A 12,082-nucleotide genomic window follows, 5' to 3' on the forward strand; every position below is an offset into this window, starting at 1 on the left:
CGTCACACCCGCAGGTCCATGCAGCCCCGCTCAGGAGAGTGATGAAAACTCGAGCCATGGATAAGGCTGAAACGGCTGTGAATGACTGCCTCTATCCCTTCAAGACGCTGCTCGTGGAACAGGGTTACCCCTCGACCGAGCACTTTGAGGTCAAGCAAGAGGCTGAAGGGGTTGCGGCCAGGGTCACGGCGCGCGTGGCCTTTGAGAGTCGCACGCGCATTGCTAAGGTTTCCGGTTATGCCGTGAGCGAACGGCGCCCGTACACGCTGCAACTGTCACCCCGCATCCACTTGTACGATTGTTGGCTCTGCGGCCTGTTACAGCACTCCTGCAACCCGAACGTGTTTCTAGACACGACGTACCTGGAGCTATGGACGGTGCAACCCATCGGCGCCGGCAGCTTGCTGACGCTGGATTACGCCACCACCGAAGACACACTGGCCCGGCAGTTCGCTTGCCATTGCGGCGAGCTGAACTGCCGGGGCTGGATCACCGGCAGCAAGGAGCCGCTGAACGCCGAAGGCCAGGCCTTCATGGCCTGGTGGCGTGAGCACAAACGACCTTAGGCTTCGCCCAACGGACGCAGGCGGTATTGCGGCGGCAGTTGCTCGAAGCCACTGATGGTGGTGTTCAAACTCTTCCAGCGACCGTCCTTGATGCCATAGATACAGCCATGGATCGACAGGCTCTGCCCGCGATGCCAGGCATTTTGCACAATGCTGGTGTGGCCGACGTTGGCCACCTGCTGGATCACGTTGAGCTCGCACATGCGGTCCACACGCTCTTCTTCGGTCGGCAACTGGGCCAGCACATCGCGGTTTTCGTAGTAAAGGTCGCGAATGGTGCGTAGCCAGCCGTCGATCAGGCCGAACTGGCGGTCCTGCATCGACGCACGCACGCCGCCACAGCCGTAGTGACCGGTGACGAGGATGTGTTTGACCTTGAGCACATCCACCGCGTACTGGATCACCGACAGGCAGTTGAGGTCAGTGTGCAGCACCACGTTGGCCACGTTTCGATGCACAAACAGATCACCGGGCAACATGCCGACGATCTCGTTGGCCGGTACACGGGCATCGGAGCAGCCGATCCACAGGTATTCCGGGGTCTGCTGGCGGGCGAGCTTGGCGAAGAATTCGGGATCTTCCTGTTTGATCGCGTCCGCCCAGCGTTCGTTGTTATCAAGCAGGTCTTGTAGTTCGTTCATCAGGGAAGCCTCAGGAATGATGCGCAGGTTTGTGACTGACAAGCCCTCGTCCGGGTCACGCCAGGCGCTAATTAGCTTGAATTTTTTGGCTGCCATGCCTGTCCACACACTATAAGCCCCACAGTATGAGGATTGGCCATGACTGAATCACGACGTCCCTACGGCGCAACGCAGCCGGAACCGATCGATGACAACGAAGACCGCATGGGTGAGATGCGCGAGCTGGATTTTGACGAGCAGGACCAGACTGCGGAAATCGGCGACGAGCTGCCCCGCCGTGAGCGCGACCATCTGATGCCCGACGAACGGGTGCGCGAAGCCGGGCTGACCGGCGCATCGACGGATGATCATGAATCCACCGACGACGATATGAGCCCGGAGACGCTGATCCGTGAGGACGGCGCGCGGGATGCGCAGGAGGAAGGCGAAGACAATGCCGCCGACTATGACTTGAGCGTCGTGGGAGAGAATGACATTGGTGGCGGGAATGGGTTGGATGAGGCGGAACTGGCTGATCTGGACCCGCTGAACCGCAAGCGCTGATCGATCATCACCCTATGTAGGTGTAGGAGCGAGCTTGCTCGCGAAAAACCCACCGGCGCCGCGGTCATCCAGGAAGCACGCGTTATCGTTGACGTTTTTCGCGAGCAAGCTCGCTCCTACAGCTCACGGTTGTTCAGTCGACGAGGGTGCAGGCCATCACGACTGCATCTTCGCGGCCACCCACCGCCGGGTAGTAATCCCGGCGACGGCCGATCTCGTTGAAGCCATAACGCTCATACAGGCGAAACGCGCCGGTATTGCTGTCGCGCACTTCCAGGAAGCACTCCCGGGCATTGGCCGCATAGGCACGGGACATCAGGTGCTCCAGCAAAGCAAGGCCCAAACCACGGCCCTGGTTTTCCGGCTTCACAGTAATGTTCAGCAAGTGCGCTTCATCGAGAATGATCTGCACCACCCCGTGCCCCACTTGCTGCTCGCCTTCGAACATCAGCCAGATCTGGTACTTGCCCAGCCCGTCGAGAAAAATCCCGCGGGTCCAGGGGTGGCTGAACGCCGCGTATTCGATTTTCAGCACGGCCTCGAGGTCGGCCTCGGTCATCGGGCGAAAGGATAAAGCCTCACTCATCAGTTGTTTTCCAGCGCGCCATCAGCCGGCGCATGGCTTGCCAGACATCAGCCTTACGCTGTGGCTCTTCCATTAATAATTCCAGGCCCGGCAGGGCCCACACCGAACCCAGGCCTTCAACCTGCAGCTCGCGGTACCAGGCCTCGGCGTTTGCTTCACCGGCAAACCGCACAGCGGGCAGGCCGATCAGCCACAGGCACACGCAAGGCTCGTCTTCCAGGCGTGCCGAGACAAACCCCTGGACGAAATCTCGTGCGGCCTCGGGGCCCTGGTCCATGGTGCCGCGCACCAGCAGCGGCCAGCGCACCGGCTCACCGACGATTTGCGGGCTGTCGGGCAGGCCGGCGGCGCGCAGCATGTCCTTGAGCAAAAGGTAGGCCGGGTCGCGGGACTGGAAACGTTCGCCGGTCGGCAGTTCCACCAGCAACAGGCAACGCCCGGCCCGCAGCAATTGCAGGGCAAAGCGTGGCGGCGGCACGACCGGCGCCTTGGCCACCGGCGCAGCCTCCTCCAGCACCTTGGCAGCTTTGGTCACCGGCGCAGGGCGCGGCACTTCGATCTTGGCCCGTTCGACCACCGGGCGCGTCTCAGGGGTGGGCTTGACCACCGCCACGGGCGCGGCCGCTTCTTCCCCCGACGACTCGAAAGCCTCATAAGGCTCAAGCGCCTGCAACAACTCGGGCCGCGACGGCGCGGCAAACGGCAGTTCGGTGCGGGGCAGCCAGTTGACCACCTGCATGGCGGTCAAGTAAGCGCGACGTCGGGACTCGATAAGCACAGCTCGGCCACTTGTGGATAAGTAAAGAGCGGGGATTCTACCGCTGTTCGGCAACAATCGCCCACTGCGCACTGACCGGCTGTGGATAAATCCCGCGCCTGATGCAGTACAATCGCGACTTTTAATCGCCAACCAGCCGGCCATTCCCATGATCGAACCCAAGCGAGTCCTGCGCGCCCTCGCCGAACACTGGGCCTTACTTGAGCCTCTGTGCGAACACTTCGACCAAGGCACCCTGAGCCTGGCCGAGCTGCGCGCACAGTTGGCCGCCCAACAACTGGACAGCACGCCCCAGGACATCACCAGCCTACTGGACGTGTGGATTCGCCTGGATATCCTGGTACCTGTCGCCAAGAGCCCGAACCGTTTCGAGCTCAACGCGCAGATCCACGACTTCCTCGCCTATCTTCGCAAGGAGCACCGGCTTGGCCTGTGCCTGGAAATCGAAGCCTACCTGCGCCACCTGGAGCGTCTGGCCGGTTACATCCAGGACGCCTTCGACATCCGTGACGGCCACGACCTGGCCCGGCAACTGCGCCTGCTGGATATGCGCGTGCGCGATGTGCTCAAAAAACTCGCCAACGACGAACAGGCCCTCGCCGCCGTGGCCGACCGCGCCAAGACCAGCGACCGCCAGATCCCGTTGCGCCAGCGTTACGCCGAGGTATTGGCGACCTGGGACGAATACGTCGAGCCGATGATCCAACTGGTGAACGCCGACGGCGCCTTCGAGCAAGGCGTACGCAAGGTGGAAAACGTGCTGCTGCGCATGCTCACCGAGCAACAGCGTCTTGGCCACCTGGTAGATGACGACATGCTGCTGCGCACCCATGCGCGCATCCTCGAGATGCAAACCAGCGCCCAGCTGACCTTGCGCCATGCGCGGGAGTTGCTGCTGCCGCTGCGTGAAGAAGCACGCCGGCATAACGCCGTGACTCGCGGTGCGGCGCTGGCCCTGTCGGCGATTCGCCGCAAAGGCCTGGACGCGGTGCCGCAAGCGGCGATGCCGATGTTCACCCGGCCGCAAAGCACCTTTTTGGGCAGTGCGAGCCAGGTCGAGGCCTATGTGTATGCCCTGGCCAATTTCGAACCCAAGCCGGCGCGTTTCCCCAAGGCGCACAAGTCCCACAAAGGCGAAGCCCAGCGCGCACCGCGTACGGTCAAGGAAATGCTCGAACGCTGCGAAGACGCGCTGCCGATGCCCGACCTGATGACCTGGCTGCTGGAGCAGGAACCGGACGGCGCCACCGATGAATTGCTGTACTGGTTCTCGCGCCTGTCCCGGGAAAAACGCTTCAAGCGCGAGCGCCTGGAACGTCGCGATTACCACACCCACGAGCACCAGGTCAGCCTGCGCTCCTTCGCCCTGCTCCCGGCCGGCGTCGATGCCACCGAGAATTCTGCGAGCACGCCTTATGCATCTTGATCTATCCGAACTGTCCCAGCTGGCGCCGATCTTTCGCGAGCTGTTCAAGGGTTACCACGTCAGCCGTCGCGACCCGGAGCTGTACGCGCAATTGTCGAACTTCCAGGACCAGTACCGCACGCTGTTCAAGGCCCTGGGCTTTGAGCTGGTGTGCGATACCCGCGGCTTCTATTACTTCGTGCCGGACACTGCCGTGGCTGCCGCGCAGGTGAACAAAACCGCCCAGCGCCTGGCCCTGTTCACCTTCATCATCGTCGAACACCTGGCCGACCAGGGTCGCGACCCGATTGCGGTGCTCGACGGCGGCAGCCTGGGCCGCGATGAATTGCCTTCGTTGCTGGAGAAATACCGTGACCTGTTTATCCAGGCCGAGGTACAGACCCAGGAAGAGCTCGAAGAAAAAATCATGCGCCGCATGACCCAACTGGGTTTTGCCAGCGAAGACAACGGTATCTACCGCTTCCTGCCGCCGATGCACCGCTTCCTGGATGTGTGCCTGTCGGTGCAGCAGGACCGCGACCTTGCCGCCAGCGTACACAGCGTACTGCCGCTGCCGGCACCGGTGATATTCGACGAAGACAGCGACGAGAAACTGCTGAAGACCGATGACCCGCTGGATCTGAGCGCCTTCACCGAAGAAAGCGAAGAAGATGCCCTGGCCCGTGCCATTGCCGAAGAGCAGGAGACCGACGCATGAGTAAGGAACGCTACGGCATCCGCCGCTTCGCCCTATTGAACACCGCCGGTTACAGCCTGGGCTTGTTCCCGCTGGAAGAACCGCTGTCGGTGTACGGCGCCAACAACCTGGGTAAATCCGCCTCGATCAACGCCTTGCAATTCCCGATCCTGGCACGCATGTCGGACATGAGCTTCGGCAAGTACACCCTGGAACAATCGCGGCGTTTCTACTTTGCCACCGACACCAGCTACATCCTGGTAGAAGTCTCTCTGCCCCACGGCCCGCACGTTATCGGCGTGGTCGGCCGCGGCCCGGGCGGCGGCTTTGGTCACCAGTTCTTTGCCTACGCCGGCAAGCTGGACCTTACCCACTACCAGAAAAACGACACCTGCCTGCGTCAGAAAGAGCTGTTCACCAACCTTGAGCGCGAGGGCCTGAAAGCCTACGAGCTCAAGCCCGATGAACTGCGGCGCTTGCTGGTGGGCGGGCATACGTCGGTCCCGCTGGACCTGACGCTGATTCCGCTGCGCTCCACCAGCGAGCAGAGCCTGAAGACGTTCCGCGCGCTGTTTATCAACCTGCTGCACATGCGCGAAATCACCGCGGCCAAGCTCAAGCAACTGTTCCTTGATGCCTTCGAACACAGCCTGCGTTCGGGCAGTGTCGACTACATCGCGGCCTGTGAAGAAGCCTTCCGTGATGTGCGACGCATGGAGCAGGACTACAACTCGCTGGTGGCTGCCGGCCCCTTGGTTGAAGCCCTGGCCAATGGCGTGAAACAGCGCGACGCCCTGCGCGGCAAACTGCATCGCCTGTCGCCGCTGCTGGATTCGTTGCTGGGCACCTGGTCGGACTACGCCAGTGCGCGCAAGGAAGAGCTGACCATCCAGGCCGAACACTACCGCAACGAGCAGGACGCGCTGCAAAACGACCAGCGCGGCGGCACACAGGAGCTGATGCGCCTGGAGCGGGAAATCAGTGGCATCCAGCGTTGGTTGGGCGAGTTGTCGGTGCTCAAGCACCGCTTTGCCCTGGTGGATGACGTCAAGATGCTGGAGCAGCAATTGCTCGCCGCCAAGGATGCCCACGATGAACTGGCGGGCGCCTTGGCGCAGTCGCGACAGTTCAGCGCCGAGGACTTGGAAGAACGCCTGCGCGACCTGGAAAAGCGCTTGAAGTCGGTCAAGCAGCAGCTCGATCACGCGGACAACAACAGCTACGCCAAGCTGCGCGAAGAATTTTCGCAGCAGGATGTCGAGCGCCTGATGCGCCTGTTCAACAGCTCGCTGTTCAGCTTGCCGCTGGGCGAACATGGCATCACGCTGGACGAGGACGGCCAGTGGGTCAAATCCCTGGAGCAGATTCTCGATGGCTTCAAGGGCGAGCGCTTTGAGGTGCCGGGGCTGTCCATCGACATCTCGCACATCGAGCCGCCGGCACTGCAAGCCCTGGCGGATCGCGCCGCGTTGCGTGACCAGAAAGAGCGCCTGGAAAAAGAGCTCAAGCAACTGAAAACCCAGCAGGCCGTGGCGTCCGACCGCGCCGCAAGCAAGACCCAGACCGAAGCGCTGTACCAGCAGGTACTGGATGCCCAAAAGGCCCTGGAAGACTTCCGCCGCACCCAGACCCTGAGCGCCGAAGAAGGCGAGAAGCTGGAAAACCTGGCGCAGATGGAAGCGGCCCAGGACGAGTTGAAGCGTTCCAGCGATGCCTTTACCGAGCGCGTCCAGCAACTGTCGGCCAAGCTGCAACTGGTCGGCCGTCAGATCGGCGATATGGAAGCCAAGCAACGCACGCTGGATGACGCGTTGCGCCGTCGTCAGCTGTTGCCGGCGGACCTGCCGTTCGGCACGCCGTTCATGGACCCGGTCGACGACTCCATGGACAACCTGCTGCCGCTGCTCAATGACTATCAGGACAGCTGGCAGGGTTTGCTGCGCGCCGATGGCCAGATCGAAGCGCTGTACGCCCAGGTGCGTCTCAAGGGCGTGGCCAAGTTCGACAGTGAGGATGATGTCGAGCGTCGTCTGCAACTGCTGATCAACGCCTATGCGCACCGTACCGACGAGGCGCTGACCCTCGGCAAGGCGCGCCGTGCAGCGGTCACCGACATCGCCCGTACCCTGCGCAACATCCGTAGTGACTACGACAGCCTGGAACACCAGTTGGCGCTGTTCAACCGTGAGATCAACAAGCGCCAGGTCTCCAACCTGCAAAGCTTCCGCATCGTACTGGCGCCGAACAAGGAAGCGCTCAAGCATATCGACCAGATCATCCACAGTGCCGGTCAGTATGAAGAAGGCGAGACCCTCTCGGTGTTCGACCTCAGCCAGAGCGCCGAACAGGACAACAAGAACGAAGAAGCCAAGGAATACCTGGCTCGCCTGGTCGCCGCCAACCATAACCAGTTGGGCCTCAAGGACTTGTTCGAATTGGCGTTCGAAATCACCAAGGTCAACGGCCAGCCGGTGATCCATACCGACATCGACGGCGCTGCGTCCAACGGCACTACCATGACCATCAAGGCGCTGACCAACATGTACTTGTTGCTGCACCTGATGGACCGCGACCAGGCCGGTCGCGTGCGCTTGCCGTACTACCTCGATGAAGCGGCAGACATCGATGAGAAGAACCAGGCAGCACTGCTGGAAACCAGCCTGCAATTGGGCTTTGTACCGATCCTGGCGAGTGTGAAGCCGCAGGTGTCCGCCCAGGTGGCGATTGACCTGGAGGGCGGCAGCGGGCCGAACGGGATCTACATTGATGAGGCGGACTGGAAGTACATCCGTCGCCATGATGTGGTGAAGGCGACGATGAATGTGCAGGCGGACGAGCCGGAGCTGGATGAAGTCTGACGGGCTGTACTGAAAGGCAAAAAGGCCGCGATCTTTTGGGATCGCGGCCTTTTTTTTTCGGCTTGGGATTTGCGGTGTGCTTGTGGGCCTCATCGCGGGCAAGCCCGGCTCCCACAGTTGGAATGCATACTTGCTGAAAATGCATATCCCTGTGGGAGCAGGGCTTGCCCGCGATAGCCGCGCCTCGGTTTATTTACCGAGTGGAATCTTAGGCGCCCAGGTCAGCCATTCATCCTCAAACTTGTCGAACAACGGGAACGTCTGCTGCGGCCGTGCCGGGTTGCCCATGCGCTCGCCATCCGGCGTGGCAAAGGCGATGCCGCCGGCCACCAGCGTTTCAAGGGACTCGGTACGCACGGTCGCGCCCTTGAACAAGCCGAAGTCGAGGCCAAAGCCGCTGGTGTTCCAGAAGCGGCTGCCACTGCGTACCAGAGGTGCGTACTTGGGCTCGATCAGGATGTGCACCAACACACGGTCGGCGGTCTGGCCCAGCTCATAGCCGGTGACTTTGCCGACCGTCACTTCACGGTAGGTGACCGGTACCCCTTCCTTCAACGAACCACGGCGGGCGGCGCTGAGTGTGAGGCTCAGGCCAGCTTCCTGATGCACGGTTTCAGGCGGCTGGGTCAGGGCGACAAAGCTCTTCTGCGGGCCGGCGTTTTTCGCGGCCGGTTGCACCTCGATGTATTGGCCAGTGACCAGGGTCTCCAGGTTAGCCGTCTTCATCAGCCCCAGTTCCGGCTTGACCACCCAGAACTGGCTGCCCGTGCGCGCAATGCGGTCCGCAACCTGAGTGATACGCGCCTTGAGCAGCACCGACTGCATGTCGGCACTGAGGTCGACACTTTCGATCTTGCCCACATCCAGCCCCTTGAAGCGCACCGGTGTGCCGGCGCTCAGGCCGTCGGCGCGGTCGACTTTGATGGTCACCAGAGTGCCGTGCTGGTTGGCGGCATCACGGTCGGCATACAGGCGAAAGCGCGGGATGCGATGTTTCAATGGCACGTTCGGTTCCGGCGTTTCGAAGGCGATACCGCCCGCCATCAGGCTGGCCAGGGATTCGCTTTTGACCTGGATACCGCCGGTGAGCCCGCCCGTAAGGGTGACGCCGCTGGCATTCCAGAAGCGCGTCGAGCCGTTGACCAGGCTTTCGTATTCCTTCTCGATATGAACGCCGATCACTAGTTGTTTTTTCTTGCGTGAAAACTGGTAACTCTGCACCGAACCGACTTTGACCTGTTTGTACAGAATCGGGCTGCCGACATCCAACGAGCCCAGGCTGTCGGTGAGCAACACCATGTGCAGGCCCGGGGAACGCAGGTCCAAAGGTGGCGCCTTGGCGCGGGCTACGTATTCGCGTTGTGGCGGGGTGCCTTTGTCGCCTGGGCGAATCGCGATGTAGTTGCCCTTGACCAAGGCCTCCAGACCGGTGATGCCCGCCAGGGAGATGGACGGTTTGACCACCCAGAATTGCGTGTCTTCGACCAGGTAGTCTTCAGCCAATGGATCGAGGGTCAGCTCGGCACTGGCGCTGGACAGGTCCGGGTCGATCTTCAGGGTTTTCAGGCTGCCGACCTGGATGCCTTTGTACATGACCGGCGTACGCCCGGCCTGCAGGCCTTCAAAGTCGGTGAGTTTGACCTTGACCTTGATGCCCGCTGCGGCGGCGTCGAAATCTTCGTATAGCCGGAAAGGCAGACTCGGGTCGGTGGGCGGGCTGTCTTTGCGGTTTTCAGGAGTGGCGAAGGCGATACCTCCGGCGACAATGCTGGAGAGGGATTCGCTGCGCACTTTCAAGCCGGAAAGGTTGGCGTCGATACTGATGCCGCTGGCATTCCAGAAACGCGTGTGTTTGCGCACCAGGTTGGCATAGGTCGGCTCGATATAGACCTTGACCTCGACGGTGCTCTGGTCTTCAGACAGCAGGTAGCTTTTGACCTGGCCGACCTGAATCTGCTTGTAGAACACCGGACTGCCACGGTTCAACGAGCCCAGGCGATCGGCCTTGAGGGTCAGGTGCAAGCCGGGCTTGGCGTCGGATAACGGCGGCTCTTCGGAGAGCGCCTTGAACTTGCGCGTGGGCTCGCCATCACCGGGGCTGGCGGCGATGTAGTTACCTGAAACCAGGGTTTCCAGGCCGGTGATACCGGCAAGGCTGACGCTGGGCTTGACCAACCAGAAGCGGGTGTTGGTCTTGAGGTACTGCTCCACGTCCTTGTTCATCTCGATGGTGGCGATCACCCCGCGATTGCTGCCTTCGTCATCCAGGGCCAGGGTTTTGACCTTGCCCACGGTCATGCCTTTGTAGACCACTTCGGTCTTGTTGACCTGAATACCTTCGCCGCTTTCAAAGCGAACTTGAATCTCGATACCTTGCTGGGAATAGGCACGCCACCCCAGCCAGCCACCGATGATCAGGGCAATCAGGGGCAGCACCCAAATGGCCGACCAGTTAGAGGCTGGGCGGGTTTTAGCTTTAGGCAAATCACTCATGGTCGTCGTCCGACTCCGTGTTATCCCAAATCAGTCGGGGATCGAAAGTTACTGCGGCAAACATCGTCAAGATCACCACACTGGCGAACGCCGCAGCGCCGAGGTTGGCCTCGATACTGGCTAGCCGCCCAAAGTTAACGAGCGCCACCAGGATGGCGATCACGAAGATATCCAGCATGGACCAACGCCCAATGAACTCGATAAAGCGATACATCACAATGCGTTGTTGCGCGGACAGCGGTTGGTGACGCTGCACCGAGAACAGCAGCAGGCCAATGCCGACCAACTTGAAGGTCGGTACCAGGATACTGGCGATGAACACCACGGCAGCGATAGGAAACATCCCGTGCTGCACCAGTTGGATGACACCCGACATGATGGTGCTGGGGTCGCCTTGGCCAAGGGAGCTGACCGTCATGATGGGTAACAGGTTAGCGGGGATATACAGGATCGCCGCGGTGATCAACAGCGCCCAGGTACGTGTAAGGCTATTGGGGCGACGGGCATGGATCAACGCGCCACAACGTGTGCAGAGCTGCTCCTCGCTATCCGCTTCCTGCTTGTTCAACTCATGGCATTCGGTACAAATCAGAATACCTGCATCAATCGCCCGCATGGTCATCCTCTCCTGACAGCGCTTGCCAGATCTGATGGGGCGACATCACCACCTCAAGCAGAACTTGAACCATTAATAGACTCACGAAGCAGACCAGACCCAGGCCAATTGTGATGGAGGCCATGTCGGCGAGCTTTACGATCGCCACCAGCACACCCATCAAGTAGACCTCCAACATCCCCCAGTCCTTCATGTGGTGGTAGATGCGATATAGCAGCAGCCCGTAATTGCGCCCGATGTTCCAGCGAATACTGAGCAGCACTGCCAACTGGCACAGAAGCTTGAGCAAGGGGATGCCCATGCTGCACAGGAACACCACGGCGGCAACGCCTTGCATGCCCGTATCGAACAGGCCAACGACGCCGCTCCACACGGTGTCCTCCGAAGACTGCCCGAGTAGATTGAGCTGCATGATGGGCAAAAAGTTCGCGGGGACGTACAGCAGCAGGGCTGCCAGTACCAAGGCGAGACTGCGCTCGACCACATTGTGACGGTGAGCGTATAGCTCGTAGCCGCAGCGTGGGCATTGGGCTTTTTCGCCGAGGGCGAGCGTTGGTTTGCGCATCAGCAAGTCGCACTCATGGCATGCCACCAGATCGTCTAGCGGTAAATCCGATACCTCGTGGGCATCAACCGGATCGGGCATAGATAGGGCTCTGACTCTAAAAATGATTAGGTGGCTATTCTAGTGGTGTCGCTCAGAAATAACTGTGCAAATTTGTCGGGGCAGTCAGGTCGGAGGTTGGGGCGCACAGGTGTACGGGGACAAGGTGGACACTTTTCGAGCGCCCAAAACAAAACCCCAACTGCTTTCGCAATTGGGGTTTCGGAATTTAATCTTGACGATGACCTACTCTCACATGGGGAAACCCCACACTACCATCGGCGATGCATCGTTT

The 12,082-nt window shown here is 60.8% G+C and carries 11 protein-coding genes; 5 read left to right on the forward strand and 6 right to left on the reverse strand.

Going from position 1 to position 12,082, the window contains the following annotated elements; genetic code table 11:
- Nucleotides 1-41: 41 nt before the first annotated feature.
- A complete protein-coding gene (locus GIW79_RS18765; RefSeq protein ID WP_034128124.1) occupies nt 42-566 on the forward strand; it encodes a hypothetical protein in 525 nt (174 codons plus the stop codon).
- Here the strand turns inward: GIW79_RS18765 and can are convergent.
- A complete protein-coding gene (gene can, locus GIW79_RS18770; RefSeq protein WP_003188288.1) occupies nt 563-1,207 on the reverse strand; it encodes a carbonate dehydratase in 645 nt (214 codons plus the stop codon). The genes GIW79_RS18765 and can overlap by 4 nt on opposite strands.
- A gap of 138 nt (nt 1,208-1,345) precedes the next feature.
- Between can and GIW79_RS18775 the strand changes: the two genes are divergently transcribed.
- Nucleotides 1,346-1,750 (forward strand): serine kinase/phosphatase, encoded by a 405-nt coding sequence (locus tag GIW79_RS18775; RefSeq protein ID WP_096144133.1) that lies wholly within the window; start codon nt 1,346-1,348, stop codon nt 1,748-1,750.
- A gap of 133 nt (nt 1,751-1,883) precedes the next feature.
- Here the strand turns inward: GIW79_RS18775 and rimI are convergent, their stop codons facing one another.
- A complete protein-coding gene (gene rimI, locus GIW79_RS18780) occupies nt 1,884-2,336 on the reverse strand; it encodes a ribosomal protein S18-alanine N-acetyltransferase (RefSeq protein WP_054897177.1) in 453 nt (150 codons plus the stop codon).
- Nucleotides 2,329-3,075, reverse strand: a complete 747-nt coding sequence (locus tag GIW79_RS18785) for a hypothetical protein (RefSeq protein ID WP_060764114.1) — start codon at nt 3,073-3,075, stop codon at nt 2,329-2,331. Before GIW79_RS18785 ends, rimI begins: the two co-directional genes overlap by 8 nt.
- Before the next feature lie 187 nt (nt 3,076-3,262).
- Here GIW79_RS18785 and mksB point away from each other — a divergent pair, with 187 nt between their 5' ends.
- The 3 genes from mksB to mksF are packed head-to-tail and all read left to right on the forward strand — an operon-like array spanning nt 3,263 to nt 8,074.
- A complete protein-coding gene (gene mksB, locus GIW79_RS18790; RefSeq protein ID WP_032893713.1) occupies nt 3,263-4,540 on the forward strand; it encodes an Mks condensin complex protein MksB in 1,278 nt (425 codons plus the stop codon).
- Entirely contained in the window at nt 4,530-5,237 is a 708-nt protein-coding gene (gene mksE / locus GIW79_RS18795) for an Mks condensin complex protein MksE (RefSeq protein ID WP_054921767.1), read from the forward strand. The genes mksB and mksE overlap by 11 nt, the downstream gene beginning before the upstream one ends.
- A complete protein-coding gene (mksF, locus tag GIW79_RS18800) occupies nt 5,234-8,074 on the forward strand; it encodes an Mks condensin complex protein MksF (RefSeq protein ID WP_034128127.1) in 2,841 nt (946 codons plus the stop codon). The genes mksE and mksF overlap by 4 nt, the downstream gene beginning before the upstream one ends.
- A 189-nt stretch (nt 8,075-8,263) precedes the next feature.
- Here the strand turns inward: mksF and GIW79_RS18805 are convergent, their stop codons facing one another.
- Genes GIW79_RS18805 through GIW79_RS18815 form a run of 3 tightly spaced genes read right to left on the reverse strand, consistent with a single transcriptional unit; the run spans nt 8,264 to nt 11,829 of the window.
- Complete coding sequence (locus GIW79_RS18805) at nt 8,264-10,567, reverse strand: PqiB family protein (protein WP_054921763.1); 2,304 nt, start codon at nt 10,565-10,567, stop codon at nt 8,264-8,266.
- Nucleotides 10,560-11,183, reverse strand: a complete 624-nt coding sequence (locus tag GIW79_RS18810; protein WP_054897181.1) for a paraquat-inducible protein A — start codon at nt 11,181-11,183, stop codon at nt 10,560-10,562. Before GIW79_RS18810 ends, GIW79_RS18805 begins: the two co-directional genes overlap by 8 nt.
- Nucleotides 11,170-11,829 carry a paraquat-inducible protein A gene (locus GIW79_RS18815; RefSeq protein ID WP_034128130.1) on the reverse strand — a complete coding sequence of 220 codons (660 nt, stop codon included), beginning with the start codon at nt 11,827-11,829 and terminating at the stop codon, nt 11,170-11,172. Before GIW79_RS18815 ends, GIW79_RS18810 begins: the two co-directional genes overlap by 14 nt.
- Nucleotides 11,830-12,082: the final 253 nt, after the last annotated feature.

It is taken from the genome of Pseudomonas sp. PA-7-1E (assembly GCF_021605325.1).
GTDB lineage: Bacteria > Pseudomonadota > Gammaproteobacteria > Pseudomonadales > Pseudomonadaceae > Aquipseudomonas > Aquipseudomonas fluorescens_BV.